This window comes from Marivirga salinae (genome assembly GCF_030503855.1).
Taxonomy (GTDB): Bacteria; Bacteroidota; Bacteroidia; order Cytophagales; family Cyclobacteriaceae; genus Marivirga; species Marivirga salinarum.
Genome location: NZ_CP129971.1, coordinates 843,963 through 867,029 on the forward strand (window position 1 = coordinate 843,963; position 23,067 = coordinate 867,029).

A 23,067-nucleotide genomic window follows, 5' to 3' on the forward strand; every position below is an offset into this window, starting at 1 on the left:
TTAGGCTTTGTTTTGAAATTTTTGGTACCAATTATCCATTACTATGCTATGGGGTAATGTTAAAACCGATAGAAAAATAATGGTGAGGAAAAAGGGAGATATATTAAATTCAAAATAAGAAAAAGCAAAAAGTAAAAGAGAAGCACCAATTATGCTTATAGCTGAAAATGGAAGCAGTTCTTTTATGAATTTGCTAAAATCAAATTTCTTACGCTTTTGATCCAAAAACACATATTCTTGATAGAGCACTTTTAATGAATGCCAAATTGCAAAATAAAGTGCAAAAGCTAATAATGGTGGAATGGTGAAGAAAGCCAGATGTAGAAGCAGAAAAATCATCAGTTCTGTACCAAATCGGTTTTTGTTTTTTGTTTTTCCTATTAATAATAATACCATAAGTGTAATCGTAATTGCACTGCTTATCAGGAAAAAATATTTTAAATTATTAAGTGTAATTACTGAAGATGTTGCTGCAAAATGAGAGGTTTCTGAAAAGAATCCAATCAGTCTATCGTAATGATGAAAAAACAAACCGCTGATAATTGAACCTCCCCATGACAGATAAAGTAATTTTTTAATCGTACTTTTTTCTGGAATATTAACATCGCTAAACTGTGATTGTCCGAAATGATAAAAGGAGATTAAAAAGAATAAGGTTAAACTCAAATAAGGCATAAAAACCCATAACCCCACATAAACTCCTATGAGGCCAAGATAGAAGCTATAAAATTTGAATTGATCTTTTTTGGTCTGATGTTTTTTTCGAAGCAAAACATGATCGATAGCTCCATGGGGAATTCCTAAAAGAAAAATCATGGCTAAAGTAATTTGCAATTGGGTTTCAAATGCTAAGGTTTCTAACCAAGGGTAAATAGATATTAGAATTAGAGTGATAACGATATGTAAAAAATTGGTTTTAAGCATCTGAAATGATAAAACCTAAAATAGGTTAATTTGTTTTTTTGCTTACTCTACTTCCTTTATCAAAATACTTTTTCCATTCCAAATAACCTCATCTCCTTCTATTTTATTGATCATTTGTTGAGCTAAAGGAGTGATAGCGGAAATCATAAAAACATCCTCTTTTCCGTCAGAAACTTTACCATATGAGATAGATATAAAGTAATTAGCGGCTGACGTTTTAACAATCGAACCTAGTCCAATCTTTTCATGCTTCATACTAGGGTTTATTTTGCTCAAGGTTTCCAATTGTTGATTAAGGACGGACATTTGTGATTGCAATTTGCCCTTTTCCTGGTTCATCATTTCTCGACTCGTTTCATACTTATCGCCAGCAGAGCTTTTTGTTTCTGCTCCTAAAGAGGTTTTTAGATTTTCCATCTCTTGATCAATGGCTTCTTTCTTGGCAAATATCTCAGCTTTACACTTTTCGATTAGGTTTATTTTCATCCTTATTTCTTAATACGATCAAACATTGATTCTAATTGCTGACGGTTTTTTCTTAAATCTGCCAGTTGGCATTCATAACTTTTTAAGGAAAGGATATTGGGAAAACTTAATTTACCCATAGCGATAGAATAGCTTATGGTGATTGGTAAATAATTTAAAAACATGATAATTTTTTGAAATGATTTTGTGTGCACTTTCTTAAAACCTAGCCGGGATGCCGTATGAGGATTGATAAAATATGCATTAGCCTTAATTTTTAAATCGTCATTATTTTTTCCAAAACTATCTAGTAAATTCAATAATCCCTCCATATAGCTATATAGAATGGTTTTTTTGTTGCGGGACTCACTTTTTTCTATGCTTAAAGTATAATAATAATCGAAAAGTGTTCCACCATGTAAATGAATGCTATTATTTTTTTCTGCTGATGATAATAATAAAGGTGAATAGTAAACAATTTGACCCTTCCTTCTTCCTGTAGGCACATCAATAAATGGAGCAAAAACCGAGAGAACTGGTTGTATTAAGATTAAAAGTATCCAAACTTTAGTGCTCCAAGCCATGAATACAATCACCGCAATAATGATCAGCAAATTGAAAACGAAAGACCATAACTTTCTTTTTTGATCTCTTTCAGGAAGAATATAATAGCGGTGTACGACTTTCATATATTTCTAAAATAACTTGAGTACTAAAAATTAGAAAAACTCAAAAAGGGAGTTTTTTTAAATCGACATTTCCACCACAAAGGATTACCCCTACTTTATTTCCTTTATATTTTTCTGCGATTTTCATCATTGATGCAAAAGGTACAGCACCTGATGGTTCAACCACTAATTTTAAATAATTAAAGATTAAACGCATTGCTTCAATTATTTCCGTATCACTTACCGTTACGATGTCTTGTATATATTTTTGAATAATAGGAAAATTTCTTTCTCCAACAGAAGTTCTAAGCCCATCCGCAATCGTATCCGGATTTTCCATCGGAATCAGTTTTCCAGCCTTCCATGATCGGTAAGCATCATCGGCACCTTGAGGTTCTGCCCCAATAATTGGAATTTTATGACCAAAATATTGAGCTGAAAGTAAGGTTCCGGCCATTAATCCGCCCCCACCAATAGGTGCGAAAATGGCTTTTAAATGGTCTGTATCTTCTATCATTTCTTTGGCACAAGTTGCTTGTCCGGCAATCACATCATAGTTGTCATACGGATGTATAAAAGTAGCGCCCGTTTTTTCTATAACATCATTCAAAGTATCTTCCCTAGCTTTCAAATTAGAGTCGCAAAAAATAACTTCTGCACCGTACTTTTTTACAGCTTCAACTTTCACTTCAGGAGCATTTTGTGGCATAACAATATAAGCAGGTATTTTAGCCAATTTTGCAGTTAATGCCACTGCTTGCGCATGGTTTCCAGATGAATGTGTAGCTACTCCTTTTTTCAATTGTGATTTACTTAAGGATAAAACGGCATTTGAAGCCCCACGCATTTTGAAAGCGCCAACTTTCTGTAAATTTTCACATTTAAAATAAACGTTTACCCCTAACATTTCATTCAATTGGTTCGATGTGAATACAGGCGTACGGTGTACGTAATCATGTATTCTTTTTTCGGCTGCAAGTATATCCTCTTTTTTAGGTGTTTCTTGAAGGAGCATAATGTTAAGTTTATATTATTTTAATATATTGCTTAATAATTTTGATAGCATGATTTTATTCATGCATTTATTTTTGAAAACAACACACAATTATGCAATCTAATAAGTTTCTACGATTATTTTTCTTCTTTTCTTTACCTCTTTTCTTTTGGGCTTGTGATAACAATGAAATAGAAGATGAATTAGAAAATGAATTTGAATTCCAACATGTTGTTAGCTATGAATTCCTAGATTCAATATCATCGGAAGAAATATCGGAGCGATTTGGCGGAAATAATTTAGCAGGTGGCTTTATTAATTTTGATATAACCGCTCATAGAATTACTTATATGACTGAAAATTATGATGGAACTGAAGTAGAAGCTTCTGGATTAATTTTGATTCCTATCGTACGAGGGTCTGCAAAATTAACGAGTTTTCAGCATAGTACTTTAGCAAAAGATCCTAATCCCCAAAACGACCAAGAAGACAGAGCACCATCGTACCTACCAGAAAACAATTCAGAAATTTATCTTTCAGCAGCATTATATGCATCAAATGGGTATTATATTTCTGCTCCTGATTATATTGGTTATGGTAGCACTGGAGATATGTTTCATCCTTATGAACATGCTCAAACTACCGCTACTACTAGCTATGATATGCTAGTTGCGGCTAGAGAATATGCTGACTTTTTAGAGGTTAATATCAAAGTAGATAATGATACTGATGAAGAAGAATTATATCTTTTAGGATATTCACAAGGTGGAAATTCTACTATGGCTTTGCATAAATATATTGAAGAAAATAAAAGTGATGAATTTACCATCACTAGAAGCGCTATGGGTGCAGGAGCATATCATAAATCAGCCGTTGGAGATTACATTTTCAATTATGACGGTGAGTTAGGCTTTTCCATTAGCCTTTACTTATGGGTGATGGATACTTACGATAGAGTTTATTTGCAAAGAGGGTTGGGTTACTACTTAAAAGAACCGCACGCAAAGGAAGTAATCGATGGTGGATATTTTGCTTTGAGCAATACAAACCCTCAGGAAATATTTACAGAAGAATTTATAACTGAAATTAATGATCCTAATAGTGAGTTTTCTGCTGCACTAGCAGATAATGATATTCATGATTGGAAAGCAGAAGCGCCAATAAAATTATTTCATAGCGAAAACGATCAGTTGGTTCCTTATTTTAATTCTGTTGATGCCTATAATAATATGACAGCAAAAGGTAGTACAGAAATATTATTTGAGACCTATACTTTTGGTGCTGATGTTAATCCTTCCGATATTCATGGTGCTGCTGGAGCTCGTTTTTTTGGTGATGTAATTTCACTTTACTTTAGGTCTGGTATTTAATTTAGAAAGGATAAAGATTCAACCAAAAATTTAAAATGCTTTAAAATGTCTTTACCTAAACAAAACTTCGAGGTTTTAATTGTGGATGATGATGACATGACTGTGTTTCTTCATCAGGTTTATGTAAAAGAAAATGAATTTCATTTAGACCCCAAAAGTTTTTACAATGGTAAAGACGCGGTTGAATATTTTGAAACTTATTTTAATGTCAATAAACACTATTGTGTCCTATTGGATATCAATATGCCGATTTTGAATGGTTGGGAATTTATGGATCTCATTATCAAAAAAGGAATGAGCCAGAATGTTTCTATCATAATTCTTACTTCTTCTATTAATACTGCTGATCGGAAAAAAGCTAAAGATTATGATATTGTAATAGATTATATTGAAAAGCCTCTTTCTGCTGGTTATTTGAGTCAATTAAAAACGGCAGATAAAATGAAAGCGTATTTTTAGTATTAACAAATTATAACCCCTGAACGATCTCTTTTTTCAAAAACTTAAGGCTCCACATTCCTCTAAGATCACCTACTTTGTAGCCTGTTGCTTTATCATTTGGATATTCCGCTTTTAAAATGGTTTTAACTTCCTCAGAAATTTGACTCGGACTTCCATGACAGTTGAGACATAGTTCGGAAGGGATTCGTATTGGTTTATTGTAAAGAATGGTATCACCGGGCCTTATGAATTGAACATTAGCCCCTATTTCATCACCATGTTCAATGGAATATTCATAAGCTTCTAAAACTTGTCGTTCTAAATCTGATGGGGCATTTTCAGGGTTTCTATATTGCTTGCTAACTCTTTTCAGGAAAACTTTATACTCTTTAGCCAAACTATCGGTTAACGGATAAGCATTCATACTACAAAATTTGGCTGCAGCTTCGTAGCCTCCTTCTGTATATTTTTCTGAAATTTTACCCATAAAAACGGCACCTACTTTTTGGCTAATAGAATCGCCTAGTTTTTTGGTTTCATTAATAATATCCGCTTCCGATACTTTTTTTACTTCTCGTTGGTCATGAGTTTCCTCAATCTTATCAGGTCTTCTTTTTTCCGTAGAGAACCCACAAGCCCAAGCCACCATTATCAATATACCAAACGTAAATTTGATTGATGGCGACATATTTTAACTTAATTCTTCATTTGAAACTATAGCTCCTATCATTAAGTAACTGCTTCCACCAGAATCTTGGCTACTTAATGGTCCACATGAGAATTGAGCATTTACAATTTCCCCAGATTTGTTTTTCATTTTAACAACCCCAGACCAAGTTTTACCTGCTTCTAAAGATCCTTTCAATGATTTTAAAGAATCCTTAGACTCTACAATTTTCGATAATTCGCTTCCATTTAAATCAGAAGAAGAATACCCTAATTTATCGGAGACCACATTATTTATGCTATTGATGTAGAACGAACCATCTAACTCTACCATCATATTGGTATAATTAATGATTTTTTCTTTGTCTTCTCTTTCACGCTGTGCACGTTCCATTTCTTCCTGAGTGGCCTGAAGCTCTTCCATGTTTTGGCGCATCTCTTCTTCTTGAGAACGCATTTGCTCAGTCATTTCTCTGGACTCTTCTAATAACTTAGAAGTCCTTTCATTGATTTTTACGGAAGAAATAGTAGAAGCAATATTTTCAGCAATTTTCTCCACAAACTCTCTTTCATGTTCAGCAAATTCATTGAAAGAGGCTAGTTCAATTATACCATAAATCTCATCATTAACTTTCAATGGAACTATTAAAACACTGTTTGGATTTGCTTCACCTAATCCAGAAGTAATCATTACATAATCCTGTGGTACTTCCGTCATGTAAATAGTCTCACCCTCTAACCAAGCTTGACCTGTTAATCCTTCTCCTTCATAGATTTTTTGTTCTAAATATTTCTTTTTATCCCACGCATAACATGCGGTTAATTCTAAGAATGGATCATCATCATCTTCTCTGTTAATTACAAATATTCCACCTTGATTAGACTTAGTATATTTCACTAAATTTGAAATAATATCATCTGAGAGAAGAGAAATATTATCATTATTCTTTCTTAAAATATCGCCAAACATAGCCAAACCTTCAGTTGACCAATTTCTTTTCTTATCTTCTTCAGCTACTTTTCTTAGGTTGCCTCTCATGTTAATTAGGGCATTACCCAATACATCCTCTTCACTTAATGGCTCATAATCAGAGTCATATTTTCCATTTCCAATGTTTTCAGCAAAATATGAAGTGTCTTTTAAGCCGTCTACTAATTGACCAACTGCTACAGCCATTTCACCAATCTCATCATTGCCAAATTTCCGATCATTATTCTCTGGAAGTATTCCTTTACCTAATTTTACAATGATGTCTTTAATATAATTAACCGGTTTTGTAATAGAAGTCGCTAACCAGAAAGCACCTATTAATCCTAGTACCACAAAAATTATCCCCAAAATAATTGAAGTGTTTCTCAAGCTATTTGAGGATTCTAGTACCTCTGCTTCATATTGCTCCGATTCATTTTGTTTTTCGACTAATATTTCATTTAGATGTGCAATTACGGTATCAGTTCTCGGAATCACTTCTCTTTCAATTGATTCAGAAGCCATAAATTTAACAATTGGATCCTCGTAGTCTTCGAAAGTCACCAAACTTTCCATTATTTCTTTCTGAACGCCCATCAATTCCTCAAATTCCGTGAAAACGGTATCCATTTCAAGCTTCTGCTCCTCATCTTCCCAGTTTTCCTTCAAAGCGCTAATTTTTTCTTTCATAGCAGGATATTCTTCCTCATGAATAGCTTGCAAACTTTCTTTATCTGTTTCGTTGCTTTGAAGATATACCCAATTGGTTACTAGCATTTTTGATCTGATGATCAAAAGGTTGAAATCTTTAATGCTAGTTAAGGAAGGCTTAATTACATTGGAATTAGTTGCGGTTAAATTACTGTTTTGAGAAACAGTAAATATAGTAATACCCGCGTAAACAATAAATATTAAAATAAGGGTTATAAACCCACCTAATATTTTATTACCAATCGTAAATCGAAAGTTTTTCATCTTATGAACTTTAAAAAATTATTCTTTTTAAACTTAATGAAAATTATTGAATTATAAATTTAATCCAATAATTCTGCATCTGGTTATATGTAATATTTAATTTATTTCTTCTCCAAAACGAGTAAGTTCCTGAGACATTTTTAAACCAGCACCTTCCAGCTTTTTAGTATTTACTTCGAATCTTAGCTTACCATCTACATCCTTAAAATTTATCATCGAACCATTTCTTGCCATTCCCTCAGATTCTGTTACTAACAAACAAGGCTGGTTATTAAGTGTGCTTTTAATTGTAGCAAAATTTTGATTTTGATCAGCAGGCACAAATAAAATATGATAATTATCACCTTTATTAACCTGTTCTAATTGAACTACTTTTATACTTCTGTCTCCCACTTTTTTTATCTCAGCCATTTCTTTTAACAAAGGAGTAATCTCGGAATTTCCCATTACGGCAATTACGAAATCCCCTTTCTTCTTCTCCTCAGGCCATTCAATATATTTAGTAAAACTATAGAAAAAAACCTTGTGAAATCTATAGTTCTGCTCTTGGGCAATAATGTCCTTGGCAACAAAAAGGAATACAAAAAAAAGGGCAACGATTTTTAAGTGACGCATCCGTAAATAAATTTCTTTATTTCTTTAATTTTTTATGCAAGATAAATTATCAAGTGTAATTTAACCTACTACTATTTATTTTTAAAGTGAAAAAGTAGTCATTTTTCACTAAAAAAAGAAGTAATAATCGCTGAACACCCTTGAAAATCCTTTGAATTACTATTCCAACTTAAATCTGTAATGAAATATGATACATTTTGGACTTTAATCTATTGATTAATATTTAGTAGTTTTGCACATATAAATTGATTGCTTGATGTTAGACAGACTAGAACGTATGAAAGAGCGCTTTCAGGAAGTGGGCCAACTAATGGTTCAGCCTGATGCTATGGCGGATATGAAAAAATTTACCGAACTCAGTAAAGAATATGCTGATTTGGAGAAAGTTGTAGAGGTTTATGATGCCTACACCAAAGTATTGGATGACATTCAACAAGCGAAAAATATACTAGAAAATGAAAAGGAGCCAGAGTTTAGGGAAATGGCCAAGATGGAATGGGAAGAGTTAAAGCCCGAGAAAGAAAAGCTCGAGGATGAATTGAAAAAAATGCTGATTCCTAAAGACCCCAATGATTCTAAAAATGCTGTATTAGAAATCCGTGCTGGAACTGGAGGAGATGAGGCTGCAATTTTTGCAGGTGACCTTTTCAAAATGTATCAGCGCTTTTGTGATAAAAATGGATTAAACTTAACTGTACTCGATTTAACTTTTGGTACAGCAGGCGGGTATAAAGAAATTATTAGTACCGTAACAGGCAAAAATGCATATGGCACCTTGAAATATGAATCAGGAGTGCATAGAGTGCAAAGAGTTCCTGCAACTGAAACACAAGGTAGAGTGCATACTTCAGCTGCAACAGTGGCGGTTTTACCGGAGATTGATGACGTAGAGGTGGAAATTGACATGAATGATGTCAGAAAAGATACGTATTGTTCTTCTGGACCAGGTGGTCAGTCTGTAAATACCACTTATTCTGCCGTTCGATTAACACATGAACCTACTGGATTGGTGGTGACTTGCCAAGATCAAAAATCTCAACTTAAAAACTTTGATAAGGCACTAAGAGTATTGCGCTCTCGTTTGTATGAGATAGAATTAGCAAAACAAAATGAAGAAGTGGGTGCGCAAAGAAGAAGCATAGTTCGAAGTGGAGATAGATCAGATAAAATCAGGACTTATAACTATCCTCAAGGAAGGGTTACCGACCACAGAATCAACTATACAGTACATAATTTACCCAACATCATGAATGGTGAAATTGAAGACCTTATCGAAAATTTACAGATTGCCGAAAATGCCAGCAAATTGGATGAAACGGCTCAATAAGGGCTTTTTATTTGTATTTTGTGGCTTATCTATTTTAGGATTTGCCTCTTGTTCCTATGAGCCAGAACCAACTACAGAGCCCATAAACCTCTCGTTCTCTACGGATACCTTGCAATTTGATACGCTTTTTGCAGAGAGATTAAGTATTACCAAAAGACTAAAAATTAGGAATCCTTCTAATAAGGCTGTAAATATTTCAAATATTGGTTTTAGAAACCAAAGTCAAGCCTTTCAATTGACTTTAAATGGTAGAACCCAAGCATCATTTTCTGACCAATTACTATTGCCAGAAGACAGCTTGCTTTTATTGGTTTCCGCCAATATTGACCAAGGAAATGAAAATAATCCGTTTGTGATTAGAGATTATTTGGAAGTAGTAAACCAAAGTAATTCCCAATCGGTTGTTTTTGAAGCTTGGGGTCAAAATGCAAATTATCTTTCTGATACAATATTAGATTGCAACACTAGATGGAATTCCGATAAGCCTTATGTTTTATCAGGTGTAGTTCAAGTGGATTCTTCTTGTGTATTAAGCATTGAACCTGGAACTCGAATTTATAGTGCCACTGAAACATTTCTAATTATTAATGGAAGCTTGCAAGCCGAGGGAAATCTTGAAAACCCCATTATTTTCACTAATGACAGATTAGACGAACCATTTGCTAGCGCTCCGGGACAATGGGGCGGAATTGTTTTTTTGGAAGACAGCAAAAACAATTATTTTAAATACACGACTATTAAAAATGCTCTTTTTGGTGTTAACTTAAATATTTTTAATCCAGATAATGAGCCGGATTTAACTATGGAAAATTGTTTTGTGGGAAACATGGCGATATCATCTGTCATTTCCTTAAACAGTGATTTTGCTGCAGTAAACTCGCTTTTTTATAATACTGCTACGCGCACAGTTTCACATACAGGTGGAGGAAGTGCATATTATACCCATTGCACAATTGCCAATTATTTTAATACTACTAGAGAAGTTCCGGCTGCTTTCTTTTCTGACTTAGATTATGATAATGATGAAAATGAAATTTTAGATCCAATGGAAGTTCAGCTATTGAATAATATCATTTATGGAAGGATCAACGATGAAATCCAGTTTTTTGAGCAGCAAACAGGTAACTTAACTCTTTCTTTTTCCCATAATTTATTCAAAAGCAGCATTGAAATATTAAGCGAAAACAATTCAATCAGAAACCAAGACCCTTCTTTTGTAGAAATAGCTAATGAAGATTTCCGCTTAGGAGAGGGCTCTCCGGCAATTGATGCTGCATTATCCACCGAAATCATGAGTGATATTCAAGGCGAATCTCGCGGAGCTGCTCCAGACATTGGAGCTTTTGAATATGTTGAAATTGAAGAATAACGGTATTATTTGCTCTGTTAAATTTTGTTTTCTTTTATCATCAGCACATTAAATTCCGAAGAATTCACTCTTTACTAACTTTATCTACAAAAATTTAAAGACTATTTTTTGATTTTGTCATTATGTATGGAGTGTTAATAAATTAAATCATTTCGCTTTTAATAAGCTTAGAACGTAATTTTTACACCAAAAGTATTAAAGAATGGCCTGTTATACCATTGAATTCAACCATCAAAGAGGATTTCACACAACCTTTTCAACCTAACTAATGTTAGTTGGGTTAATAATACAAACTTGATTATCTTTGTCATTATTTCAGGAAACGACTAATTAAAATATTTATGGATTTTGGATTGAATGAGAATCAACAAATGATCGCACAAATGGTGCGTGATTTTGGAGCAAAAGAAATTACACCACAACGCGACCAATGGGATGAAGAGCAATATTTCCCTGTGGAAGTCATGAAAAAACTAGGCGGCTTAGGCTTAATGGGGGTTTTAGTGCCTCAAGAATATGGCGGATCAGGTTTTGGATATGAAGAATATGTAACAGCTATTATGGAACTATCCAAAGTAGATCCTTCTATTGGTTTATCAATGGCTGCACATAATTCATTATGTACTGGTCATATTTTGCAATTTGCCAATGATGAACAAAAGAAAAAATGGTTGCCAAAATTAGCAACAGCCGAATGGATCGGAGCTTGGGGCTTAACGGAACCTAATACTGGTTCAGATGCTGGAAATATGAAAACCACTGCTGTTCAAGATGGTGACTATTGGGTAATCAATGGTGCTAAAAACTGGATTACACACGGTATTTCTAGAGATATTGCGGTAGTTATTGTGAGAACTGGTGAAACAGGCGATTCACATGGTATGACCGCATTTGTTGTGGAAAACGGAACGGAAGGTTTCAAAGGCGGCAGAAAAGAAAATAAATTAGGAATGCGTTTATCTGAAACGGCAGAAATGATTTTCGAAGACTGCCGTGTTCATAAAGATAATATGTTAGGTAATGTAGGAGAAGGATTCATTCAAGCTATGAAAGTGTTAGATGGCGGAAGAATTTCAATTGCTGCATTGTCATTAGGAATTGCTGAAGGTGCTTATGAAGCTGCTTTAGCTTATAGTAAGGAAAGACATCAATTCAACCAACCAATTTCAAGCTTTCAAGGAATTGCCTTTAAGTTGGCAGACATGGCTACGGAATTGGAAGGAGCTAAATTATTGACCTTCCAAGCTGCTGATTTAAAGAACAAAGGAAAAAGTGTTACTAAAGAATCTGCTATGGCAAAATATTATGCTTCTGAAGTAGCAGTAAGAAACTCTGTGGAGGCAGTACAGATTTTTGGTGGATACGGATATACAAAAGACTATCCTGTTGAAAAGTATTATAGAGATTCTAAACTATGTACGATTGGTGAGGGAACCTCTGAAATACAGAAATTGGTAATCAGCAGATCAATATTGAAGTAAATTATTAACAATATTAAATATATTTGAGAGCCCATGAAATGCAACATTTTATGGGCTTTTCTTATGAAGGGCTTTTAAAATTTACTCCCCTTAATTTATTAAATCCTGGCTCCTTCCAGATAAAAATCTTTGCTTTTTAAAATTTCAGTAATAGACGACCCATTATTTACTAAATAATAATTTCCTTTGATCTTTCTAGTACGTTTCCTTAACTTTAAAACTTCCTGTAAAGAATCTTCTTTGCTTAAACTACAAAGCAGATAATCATATCCTTGATCTTTATAAACATACTCAATATGATTAATTAATTTCTGAAATATGGCGGGGTTCTTTTCCTTAATAAGTACACTATGTAAATTCAAATAATTTAAAGCTGAGCCTTTTACAGGCAGTTTAACATTACCCACAAAAGGAGCTAATAAATTGTAAATAGGTTTTATCAATTTATATAAATTGCTATAGCCTAATATTCGAGTTTGCTTTATTTCTTTTTGGTTCCAAACCCCACAAACCCCAACTAATTGCTTTTCATCAAATGCTAGAAAGAAATCATTTATAACTAACCCACTATAATAGGATTTATGCAACTCCTTAAAATTGTAATAAGGGTAGAAATTAGTTTTAGAGCCTTCCTTATCAAAAAAAGCCTGCATATTTTCAATATCATCATCTGTTGCTCTTCTGATGTTTAAGTTAGCCGTTTGTTTTTTGGGCGGATTAAATCCGAACATGTAAGTAACAAGTTTACCTACAAAATGATAATAGGGAAGCTGAGAAACTTTTTTTCTTTGAGACAGCTTTTCAATTATAGTCAACATTTTATGGTTATCAGCAAAAACCACTGTTTGAGCAGGTAAGACATCCTTTTCCGTAAGTTCACGGAATTTTTTAATGATCTGATAAAGCACCGAACTTTGTTGTTTTTCAGGATGGATCCTTAAATCGCATAAGTATCGTGCTGAAATAATTTGATTTTGATACCAAAGTTTTCTGCTTCCCACATTGAAAACCGCCCAAACTTTTTGAATCTCAAGGTCAACAGCTACATATATTTCAGGATTTTCACATTGTATATATGCTCCTTTTAAATAACTGGGCTCCCGCTCTAGGGCCAAAGAGATATTACCTGAAACAGGAATCCGGCAAAGTGCTTTTATTCCCTCTTCAAATTGTGGCTCATAAGGAAGTATTTTTATCATACAATATTCATTTAAGAATAGGTGCTAAAAAGTTTGGTGGAAAAAGCAGTGGAAGCTTTAAATCTCCATCTTTAATTTTTTTAACTGATTGGTAATGTTGTGTTAGTTTACGAGTGAAATTCTTTTCCACTTTAAAAGTAGAAATACGGCCGAGTTGTCCTGAATCAATGGCCTGTTTGTAGTAAGGATTATTAAACAGCTCTGTTTCTACAAAACTCACAATCTGTTCAGTTTCCACAGCCAATGGGCTTTCTATTATCAGCAGATAATTCGCTTTACTTTGATGTTGCTCAGGATATAAGTACAATGCTTCGATATTGGGAAAAATTTTCAAAGCTTGCTCAAAAATTTCCGCCAAACTGCTTTCTGCAATTTTTTCTCCTACTAAATCGCTCACATTTCCTGAACGCCCAAGAAATTCCAGACAAGGAACACTTTTATGGAAACCACTGCATTTCACCAAATCATGTGTGTTATAGCGGTACAAACCTCCTCCAGTAGTAATAATTACTTCATAAGTTTCGCCATGCAGGATTTTATCTGCCCTATAAACTTCTCCTTTTTCGTTTTTAAATTCATAAAAATGGGAAGTATAAGCCAGCAGATGCTTATCCAGTCCTATTGAAATACTTAGCACTCCTTCAGTAGACAATAAACCTTTGCCTTGCACCGGAATATTGCCAGATATGTCATAAAGCTTTTTCAGCCATATTTTAGATTGCCCCGCTGTCCAGCAGCTAATCAATCTTAGGGAAGGAAAAAGCATTTCAAGATTGAGGTTTTTATCAAAAACAGCCTTTTTGATCATTGTTTCTCTGGACAAACCACAATTACTGAGAGACAATATCTCTACTAGATTTTCTATCAAAAAATCTATCAGCCGGATCAAAAATTGGGGACTCCAAACGGAAATAAAAGTTAAATTCGAATTGTGTAAAAGATGCTGCCATGTTTTTACATAAAATGAGTGAGAGTCGGTAATTTTATGAAGTTCAGAAGGAACCGCAAATATTTCTTTTAATAACAAAGCGGTGAAGGGATCGAAATAATCTGAATCATCAGCTGTTCCAACAGCTATTCCGCCCGAAGTTTTATCCAACTCTTTCATTGCGGGCGATAATGACCAATAGGCTTTTCCAGAAAATATTTTTGGATCGAGGCGATATAAATCCCACATCCACACCGCCACGGCAGCCTTGAATTCATTCTTTAAATCATTGTTATAAGGAATAAATTTAGGAGAAGATCCAGAGCCTGAAGTGGTTTCGAAAAATGAGGGTTTACCAGGAAACAGCACATTCTCTTTGCCCTCCTTCATGTTTTCGATATAAGGCTCAATGTCAGAATAATCTTCTATAATGGGGACTGCTTTAACATATTCCTGATAGGATTTTATGTTCTTAAAGTCATACTTCTTTCCAAATTCTGTGTCAGCATTCTTTTTTAAATATTCTGTTAATTTAGCTTCCTGCACTTTTTTACAATCATCAAGCAGATGGTGAAATTGCTTTGATAATTTTTTTTGGCTAAATAACCATGCGCTATTTATAAGCAAAGCCTTCATTTTTGCTAAATATTCAATTGAAGGGGTTGATTCATTCCGTCCAAAACCAGGTCTTTTGCAGATCGAAGAAAATTATCGGGATGTAATCTTGCTATGCAAACCAGCTCCTCTCCTTTATAAAAGGCTGGGTTTTTTTTCAGAAAAAACTGCACAAATTTGCTGCCCTTTTTCTGATAAGAAGCCTGAATTAATTCCTGTTTCAATTCTCCTTGGCTTTCTTTAAACCTAATCACTCCTTCTTCTTCTTTCCAGCAATCCCCATAAAGTTTAAAAGAAATTTCAGATGCAATTTTTTTGAGTTGACTCTCAGATTCACTCGGCTCAATAGAAGGAAAAAAGTCCTTGAAGAATAAGGGTAAAAACATATAGGTTCTATGACCTTTCGATAAAAGATACCAATACCAAGGCTTGGTCGTATCTGAAGCAATAATACTCCCAACTGCTTTGCACCAACCATATTTCATTACTTGGGTGCCCCAATATTCCGGTGCAATAATAGTGTCACCGGAAAAAAGGACATTGTAATTGCTTACATTCGTGCTATTAGGATTGATGGCGAAAGTGGTAAATCCCTGTACCATGTTGTCTTGATCTTTAATTAGACCAACATATTGTTTTTTATTAAGGTCAGTATTAAAAGTGTCTTCAGTAATTTTATTATAGCATGAAAACATCAATTCAAACATCCGTTTTCGGCTACTGAAGTTGATATCCTTTATTTCTACTAACTGAAAACTAAGATCAAGATCCATTCTAATTTTTACTTTTAATTATTGTAGTTGTGTTTCCTTTGCAGGGAAAACTTTTTTTATATCCTTTAACAACTTTACATCCACTTTATTATTTAGCCAATTAAACACCTTTTTAAGGTAAACATTTTCTTTTACCAGTGATTGTTGATAGTCAAGAAAAGCTTCTTTTTGTGAAGGTACATAGCTTAAAATATTTTGATAAAACAAGGAACCTTCAAGTGAGATTCTTTCTTTACAAAGTTGCATTCCCAATTCCCGAACGTGCTTGCCAACTTGCGAGCAACTCATAGTATCATGTCGCCAATAGGGAGCAAAACTATAAGGATTATCCATCTTTTCTAACCCAAATCTTTTTCTATTATGCTCTTTAAACATTGGCACATCTTCTATCCGAACACTAAAAGTAGCCAAAAAATGAAAATCAGGACGGGCTTCACGCATAAATTCCAAAGTGTCTTTAAGCGTTTCTTCTGTTTCTCCAGGATATCCTACGATTAAAGAAACCAAAGTGGTTACTCCATGCTTACGACAGTTTCTTATGGCCTGTAGGTTTTGCTCAACGGTACATCTTTTATTCATTTGATCAAGCATATGCTGATTACCTGACTCTAAGCCAATCTGCACTTGGGCAACACCTGCCATTTTCATTAACTCCACCACAGATTCGTCTGCTAGGTCATCTGCTCTGGCGTAGCAAATCCATTTCACTTCAGTTTTTTGGGCAATAAGCAAATTGCACAATTCTACCAGACGTTTTTTGGGCATGGTAAAAAGTGAGTCAAGGCAGGTGATATATTTCACTCCTAATTCCTCAAAATAAAACTTCCAGTCTGCGGCTATTTTTTCAGCACTTTTAGTTCTGAATTTTTTATCATCAAACAAGAAAGGATAATTGCAAAAACTACAGCGGTAAGGACAGCCTCGTACACTTTCGTAATAAATATGCTCAAAATTCTGCTGATGATAAGCTTCCGCCACCCGCCAGTCTGGGGTAGGGAGAAAATCCAAATCCCGACTTTCCGGCACACCACTGAATAAAAACAAGGTGTGTTTATTCTCAATTATTCTTCCCTGTTCAGGAGGATGGATTTCTTTATATGAAGATTTAATCCAGTCTGCAATTTTAGGAATCAGAAATTCACCATAGCCAACAGCCATTATATCAATTAGAGGATCACCTTTCCAATGGTTATAAAGGCTGCCACATAAAGCTCCTCCAAGAATGATTTTATTATGGTCCCTTTTAAGCATGCTTATTAAAGGAAGCAACTCACTCAAATCATGTAGCAAGGTGGAAGAAGCTAAGACCACTTCCGTATTATTCAGTAATTGATCTGCTTTTTTAGGGTTGGAGTATAGCAAATCATAGTTCATGCATTCAAAAGGAATACCTTCTCTACTTATCAAATCAGCAAGTACAACTTCTGTTAGTTCTGGAATGGCTTGGGGTTCTTTTTGGAAATATTCTTTTAGCTTTCCGTTCTTCTTTTTAAGCTTATCATAAACGAGCAATTCGGCTGTTACCAATTTTATTTTCACTTCCAGCCAATGGGATTTAGCAGCTCGCACTTGTTTAATTTGCTTTTTTAGCGCATTCCACATGGATTTTTCTCCTGCACTCAAGAGCCCACCAGTCACAATTAAAACTTTTGGCAGCTCGGTTTTTTTTTTCATACCCAAAATTCAATATCCTTTATAATTGGCTCAGGAGATAGTTTCTTGCTATCCTTTACTGCATGCTCTCTTAATGACTCTATGTATAAATGCATAAAATCACACTGAGTAGAATGGTAATCCGTTTCGCCAAATTTTCGGATGTTTTTACCATGTATATCCATTATCCACACATCCTGGTTAATTACTTTTCGAGTGTAGGCAGATAGCCCCATTTTAGCAATTGGTGTGAGCCATCCAAATTTATAACTGATTAAGGTATAAACCATGGTTTCATCTGGGCTTATGGGCGTGCAGGTACTTGTAATGATAAAACCTCTTTCATTTTCCCCAAAAATATAATCTACCCTGGTAATATTCGGCATATAAAAATTGTCTGTATGTTTCATAGGAAGCCCTTTCGGATTAACTAACCAACCAGAAAAGCCAATAGAGTCATTAGGCTGATCATAGCTAACCAGTACACTATCAGCTGTGCGTTCTACTTTTGCATTTATGCAAATTTGCTTCCTATCCCTAAACCAGCCCTTGTGCACAAAAACAGTATGAGGAACGTCCATAAAATTCTCCACCAAATCAGTAACGGTATTGCTGAATTTAGTCTCCATATAATAGCTATGCCATCCCTGCTCTTTCATAACAGGCATTTCAAATGGTTCTGAATTCGGAGATTTGTCCTTACCCATCCAAACCCAAACCAAACCATAGGCTTCTTTTACAGGAAATGACACTATCTTTTTATTCGGAATTCTTTCGGAATGAGGTCCTTCTGAGGGTATTTCAACACATTGTCCTTCCTTATTATATGTCCACCCATGATATGGGCAAACCAAACAATCATTTATTACTCTGCCTTTGCTTAAGGGAGCATTTCTATGGTTGCAGCGGTCTAGCATTACTGACAATGAACCATCTTTCAATCGCCAAATCACCAAGGGTTTTTCAAAAATAGTGACCAGTTGAGGCTTAGTTTTTTTAATTGCTTTTGATTGACCCGCAGCATACCAATGATTAACTAATTCACCTGATGATTCGTACATTTTACTCATTTCTATACTATTAAATTTTGAAGGGATTCTGGGGTCTTTTGCTTTAATATCTTTCCATTTCTACTAAAAAGTAGACGGATAAAATAATAGATAAAATTATGCTCATTCAAATCCACATCAATTTTATGCTGAATTAAAAGATGCATTTTTTCGTATTCACTCCAATGCGCTGATGGAAAATGGTGGTGGACAGTATGATATCCATTATTAAAATTCAAAAAGTTAATAAGCTTGCCCGTGAAGTTTCTAGAATGGTTATATTTTGAAAATGGATCGCAACCGGCATGTTGAAAGTAATTAAAACTAACCAATACAAGTTGACCCAAAAAATGAGGTAATATAATATACAATATAGTCGCCTCAAATTTAAAAATCAGCATCAATATATAGGTGCAAATAATCACCCGGCTTTCAGTTTCTCTAACCACTACTCTTTTTTTATTCACAGTATTTTGTAGCCATTTCCTTTTTGATTTCAAAAATTTTATGGGCGTAATACAGGCATATCTTATAATATTAATGGCTTCGGATTTATGGGTAAATTGATTTGTATTTCCCCAATCATTAGATTTATTGTTTTCTTTATGGTGGTTTACAAGATGAATGACATAAGCACCGCTCATACTTGTGCCAGTAAAAACCCCTAATATGTTTTCATAAAAACGATTGAGAACCTTGGAATTAAAAACTGAATAATGGAGGTGGTTATGTTTGATGCTGTAAAGTATAAATACTGAAATTATAATGAACGGAAGCCAGAATAGGTAGTAGCTTGGTTCAATCCACCAAAGCAAAATCCTTACGGCTATTATTATCAGCAGAAAAAAAAGTGTCCTTATGTCTTTAGTGTTTTTCAATATTTTAATTTTTCATGCTTAATGAAAAAGTTCTTTACATTTTAAGGCCTTGATCAATCTCAATATATTTATTCAAATCATTGATTGAAAAAACCTGCTGTTCACCATTGTGCCATTGAACTTTGACTTGTAAATTTTCAATTTGATGCTTTTTATGCCCTAGACCAAAAAGTAAGCGGCTATCTCCCATAGCACTAAACCCATTTACCAATCTCATTTCTCGGTATTGTTCCTGTTGGCCGCCATTCACTTCGTAGATAATCCATACTTTAGACCCCACGGCTTCAGAATTGGTTGTATGGCCATTTCCTTTAAGTCTTAGTCCCACCCAATTATGGTTCTTCAATTCATTTTCATAAAGAATTGGTGCTCCAAACTGATCAGTAATTAAAATATCTAGATCCCCATCGTTGTCGAAATCGACTAAGGCAACTCCTCTTGTATTTGCTTGATGATTAAAGTCCAATTGTTCAGCAATATCTACAAAGCCTTTACCGTAATTATTAATTAAAATTCTATCCGGTTCATTAGGGTAAATATAGCAGCCTCGAATATCAGCCCATTTATCAGCAAAACTGTGAATCTCAGGGCCAGTTCTTGCTATTTGGGCTTGGTAATACCAATAATCTGCAGGTTCCTCAAACTTCGGATCCCAGGAGGCATCAACCATTCCGTTTGCTTGCACAATATCTTGCCAGCCATTTAAATTCAGATCACCGATAGCTGCTCCCCAGCCAAACCGATTTGTATTGAGCGCATTGAGTTGTGATGCTTGTTCTTCAAAATCTGCTTTAAGCGCATCTTTTTCAGTGTAATTCATCCAAAGCAAACTTCCTTCAGCCTGCATGGCATGGTGGACATTACTGATATAGACATCCTCTTTTCCATTTTTATCCAAATCACCCACTGATACATTCATACCTTTATAGGTGTCTAATCCTAAATCACCATAAAATTCGCCTTCTTGTCTTTTAAAATATTTACCTCCCATGTTCAAGTAACAATCATCACGTCCGAAATCATTGGCAATGTATAAATCAGTAAAGCCATCATTATTAATATCCACAGTTCCTACCGCAAGACTCCATCTGGTAGCTCCTAATCCTAAACTATCACTATTCAAAAGCGAAAAAGCAGAAGAGTCACGATTGTTCTTTAGCAAATAATTTAATCCGCCATTATTGGCATTATGCCAGCTTTCATGCATAAATTGAAACATTCTGTCATCTCCTTCATAAGCGGGTTCAGGAAGTTTAAAAATGTTCAATTCCTCCCTCTTGTCTTTATAGGCAGGCAAATGAGTTTGAAGTGTGTTGGTTATTAGTAAATCTAGGTACCCATCATTATCATAATCAAATGCATTGGCTGCAAGGCAAACGGTGTGTTGATTTTCTAGAAAAGGAACCTTTACTTCCTTAAAAATGATATCTTCTTTGGAAGTACTTAAGTTTTCGAAAAGATGGGATTTTCCAAACCCAAAGCCTACAAATAAGTCCTTGTCACCATCATTATCATAGTCCATAAAGAAAGCAAAACCGGGCACTCCAAATTTTACAGGATCATCCAAATAATGGTCTAAGTCAGGTATATTGATTTTTTCAAAGCTTAAATTTCCTTTATTAATATATAGCTTGGCTTTCCATTCAGAAGCTTTGAGTGGCTGGGTAAGAAAAATATCCGGCAGTCCATCCTTATTTATATCAGCTACAGCTGAAGCATCACCCACAGAAAGTATCCATTTGGCCACATGTGCCAGACGGGGATCAGTTTGCTCAAGTAAGCAGCTTTTAGCCCAACCCAAGCCGCTGTGCTCGGAGGTAATCCTCTTTAAGTTCATGGTATCCTCTTCTGGGATAAGCGACTCTTTATTATTAATATTAAAAGCCAATAAAACGGGAATGGAAAAAATGAAAAGCAATACGGCATGTGGGATTTTAGCTTTAATTGCCCATACTGGAGAAAGTCCACCTTCTGTCCAAAATTGTTTTCCCAAGAAATATAAATAACGAATTCCGGCCACTGTGATACCCGCAAAAAAGAAAGTGTACAGACTGAATTTTAGGTGAAAGAGCAAATCAAAGAAGGCAATCAATAACCCGACAATTATCTGATCAGACTTCTTGGAAGGACTTGTTGCAGGATCAGTAATCATATAAAATGTAAAGAGATAAAATGCAGGAGAAGTAAGGGAGCCAATAAATAAAGTTTCCCATGGAATAATATGCTCCATAATGTAGGCCCGTAAGATTGTTTGCAGAAAAAACGCCAATAAAAATGAGCCAATTAACCAACCTCTATTTATCTTAAAATAGAATAAGAAAAGTGCTCCTGTTACAATAAAGAAACCCATTAACCAGGCTGTTTCAGCGCTACCATACCATTGGTAGGCAGGTGCTAAGGTTACATATTCTGAACCTAATAAAATGCAAACGCAAATGGCGAATAGAGATGGATTAAAAAAATGTTTGCCTTTTAGAGTAATCAGGTATTTTGAAGCAATACAAATAAATACTGGTAGCCATAAATTATGCATACCGAAAGACCAATTGAGAATAAGGGCCAGAGAGCTACAAGAAATCATAGCCGAGAGTGGGAATATTTTCCGTCCTCTTAATAAACCGCTTAATACTACATCAAGCAAAGCACCAGCCGCAATTAAAATGAAAATATGCATAGGCTGACGACTAAAGCCCAAAACAGTCATCCCTAAAACAAGGTAAAGGAATAGTAAACCGAAAGCACGCCAGCGCACATCAGATCGTGCAGGTAACTGATAGGTTCCTGTCCATGTTGAGGGCTTAATATTGATCATAATAGAACATTAAAGTGATTAATGCGATACTTAAAAAGCTGAAAAAAATATTATTTCGAGATGTAATTCGGTTGATTCTGTTAAATTTTATATCATCGGAAGCATACCAAATTGCTTTTTTTCCTTTTGTATTATTTCCAACTAGCGTTTTAAAATTATGCGCATAAAAAGTATCGGTAAACAATATTAATATCAATTTAAAAAGAAATAGTGAAAGAAGAAGCAAGCCATTTTCATCAAATGCATTAAAAGTAATGTAGAGTTTAAATAGTAAGCTAAAAATAATAATTACACTGATTATATTATATAAAATCCCATAAGATGGAGTCCAGTTTTTGCTGACGAACATCAAATAAGATTGTATTAGCATCCGTAAATAAAAAAGGCAGATGATTAAAATTAAGACCAATTTTAATGTGCTATTCTCCAGAAAAAAATATAAGAAAACCGGAAAAATAAAATAATTGAATAACGCATAACCTAACCAAAATGCTTTAGCGGCTGATATTTTACCCCCAATCTTTGCCTGCTTATTCTGATTGAAATAATAACTTGCAGTTATTGATGTGGTAATTGTCAATAGTCCAAAAAAGATAAATACCATTTACGTTTATTACGGTTTAGGAACGATTGTAAATATAATTTATTTTAGACTGCTAATCATAGCCACGAACCACCATTTTTTATAGTTCGTTGAGTGAGAAAATAAAAACTGAGAATCAGGCTAGGTTCAATAGATGTTTATCTTATTTTAAACATAATTTGTAATTCCACTTAGGAATCTAAAAATGGGAAGTGGCTAAACATTAGGTTTTTCAAAACTATCCTTCTACCTTTGCAGTCCTCAAAACGAGTAGTTAAAATATTGATTAACAAATAGCTACTCTTTTGGGAG

Annotated in this window: 19 protein-coding genes; 5 read left to right on the plus strand and 14 right to left on the minus strand. The window is 34.5% G+C overall.

The window, feature by feature from the left end; genetic code table 11:
• The 4 genes from QYS49_RS03610 to QYS49_RS03625 are packed head-to-tail and all read right to left on the minus strand — an operon-like array spanning position 1 to position 3,072.
• On the minus strand, positions 1-924 hold the full coding sequence (locus tag QYS49_RS03610) for a Brp/Blh family beta-carotene 15,15'-dioxygenase (protein ID WP_308350273.1): 924 nt from the start codon (positions 922-924) through the stop codon (positions 1-3).
• Positions 925-966: 42 nt separating this feature from the next.
• Positions 967-1,410 (minus strand): hypothetical protein, encoded by a 444-nt coding sequence (locus QYS49_RS03615; protein ID WP_308350274.1) that lies wholly within the window; start codon positions 1,408-1,410, stop codon positions 967-969.
• A gap of 2 nt (positions 1,411-1,412) precedes the next feature.
• On the minus strand, positions 1,413-2,078 hold the full coding sequence (locus QYS49_RS03620; RefSeq protein WP_308350275.1) for a hypothetical protein: 666 nt from the start codon (positions 2,076-2,078) through the stop codon (positions 1,413-1,415).
• Positions 2,079-2,118: 40 nt separating this feature from the next.
• A complete protein-coding gene (locus QYS49_RS03625; RefSeq protein WP_308350276.1) occupies positions 2,119-3,072 on the minus strand; it encodes a threonine ammonia-lyase in 954 nt (317 codons plus the stop codon).
• A 92-nt stretch (positions 3,073-3,164) separates the two neighbouring features.
• Between QYS49_RS03625 and QYS49_RS03630 the strand changes: the two genes are divergently transcribed.
• Together QYS49_RS03630 and QYS49_RS03635 are read left to right on the plus strand one after the other, a co-directional pair.
• Positions 3,165-4,421, plus strand: coding sequence for a hypothetical protein (locus tag QYS49_RS03630; RefSeq protein ID WP_308350277.1), 1,257 nt, complete (start codon positions 3,165-3,167; stop codon positions 4,419-4,421).
• A gap of 45 nt (positions 4,422-4,466) precedes the next feature.
• Positions 4,467-4,880: a response regulator gene (locus tag QYS49_RS03635; RefSeq protein ID WP_308350278.1), complete on the plus strand. Its 414-nt coding sequence runs from the start codon at positions 4,467-4,469 to the stop codon at positions 4,878-4,880.
• Between the two features lie 10 nt (positions 4,881-4,890).
• On the opposite strand, the gene QYS49_RS03640 is transcribed toward QYS49_RS03635, so the two are convergent.
• The 3 genes from QYS49_RS03640 to QYS49_RS03650 form a co-directional block, all read right to left on the minus strand.
• Positions 4,891-5,550, minus strand: coding sequence for a Tll0287-like domain-containing protein (locus tag QYS49_RS03640; protein WP_308350279.1), 660 nt, complete (start codon positions 5,548-5,550; stop codon positions 4,891-4,893).
• A 3-nt stretch (positions 5,551-5,553) separates the two neighbouring features.
• Positions 5,554-7,473, minus strand: coding sequence for a GAF domain-containing protein (locus QYS49_RS03645; RefSeq protein WP_308350280.1), 1,920 nt, complete (start codon positions 7,471-7,473; stop codon positions 5,554-5,556).
• A gap of 96 nt (positions 7,474-7,569) precedes the next feature.
• Positions 7,570-8,088 carry a YfiR family protein gene (locus QYS49_RS03650; protein ID WP_308350281.1) on the minus strand — a complete coding sequence of 173 codons (519 nt, stop codon included), beginning with the start codon at positions 8,086-8,088 and terminating at the stop codon, positions 7,570-7,572.
• 256 nt (positions 8,089-8,344) lie between these two features.
• Here QYS49_RS03650 and prfA point away from each other — a divergent pair, with 256 nt between their 5' ends.
• From prfA to QYS49_RS03665, 3 genes are all read left to right on the plus strand, one after another.
• Positions 8,345-9,415 carry a peptide chain release factor 1 gene (gene prfA / locus QYS49_RS03655; RefSeq protein WP_308350282.1) on the plus strand — a complete coding sequence of 357 codons (1,071 nt, stop codon included), beginning with the start codon at positions 8,345-8,347 and terminating at the stop codon, positions 9,413-9,415.
• Positions 9,384-10,784 (plus strand): beta-helix domain-containing protein, encoded by a 1,401-nt coding sequence (locus QYS49_RS03660; protein WP_308350283.1) that lies wholly within the window; start codon positions 9,384-9,386, stop codon positions 10,782-10,784. Before prfA ends, QYS49_RS03660 begins: the two co-directional genes overlap by 32 nt.
• 341 nt (positions 10,785-11,125) lie before the next feature.
• On the plus strand, positions 11,126-12,265 hold the full coding sequence (locus QYS49_RS03665) for an acyl-CoA dehydrogenase family protein (protein WP_308350284.1): 1,140 nt from the start codon (positions 11,126-11,128) through the stop codon (positions 12,263-12,265).
• A gap of 98 nt (positions 12,266-12,363) precedes the next feature.
• Here the strand turns inward: QYS49_RS03665 and QYS49_RS03670 are convergent, their stop codons facing one another.
• The 7 genes from QYS49_RS03670 to QYS49_RS03700 are packed head-to-tail and all read right to left on the minus strand — an operon-like array spanning position 12,364 to position 22,172.
• Entirely contained in the window at positions 12,364-13,464 is a 1,101-nt protein-coding gene (locus QYS49_RS03670) for a hypothetical protein (protein ID WP_308350285.1), read from the minus strand.
• Positions 13,465-13,471: 7 nt separating this feature from the next.
• Positions 13,472-15,028 (minus strand): GH3 auxin-responsive promoter family protein, encoded by a 1,557-nt coding sequence (locus QYS49_RS03675; RefSeq protein WP_308350286.1) that lies wholly within the window; start codon positions 15,026-15,028, stop codon positions 13,472-13,474.
• Between the two features lie 5 nt (positions 15,029-15,033).
• The gene (locus tag QYS49_RS03680) at positions 15,034-15,780 is read right to left on the minus strand and encodes a hypothetical protein (protein WP_308350287.1); all 747 of its coding nucleotides are present in this window, start codon (positions 15,778-15,780) and stop codon (positions 15,034-15,036) included.
• A gap of 18 nt (positions 15,781-15,798) precedes the next feature.
• A complete protein-coding gene (locus QYS49_RS03685; RefSeq protein ID WP_308350288.1) occupies positions 15,799-17,454 on the minus strand; it encodes a B12-binding domain-containing radical SAM protein in 1,656 nt (551 codons plus the stop codon).
• Complete coding sequence (locus QYS49_RS03690) at positions 17,451-18,503, minus strand: aromatic ring-hydroxylating dioxygenase subunit alpha (protein WP_308350289.1); 1,053 nt, start codon at positions 18,501-18,503, stop codon at positions 17,451-17,453. The genes QYS49_RS03685 and QYS49_RS03690 overlap by 4 nt, the downstream gene beginning before the upstream one ends.
• A gap of 2 nt (positions 18,504-18,505) precedes the next feature.
• A complete protein-coding gene (locus tag QYS49_RS03695; RefSeq protein ID WP_308350290.1) occupies positions 18,506-19,360 on the minus strand; it encodes a fatty acid desaturase family protein in 855 nt (284 codons plus the stop codon).
• Between the two features lie 34 nt (positions 19,361-19,394).
• Entirely contained in the window at positions 19,395-22,172 is a 2,778-nt protein-coding gene (locus QYS49_RS03700) for an FG-GAP-like repeat-containing protein (RefSeq protein WP_308350291.1), read from the minus strand.
• Positions 22,173-23,067 lie beyond the last annotated feature (895 nt).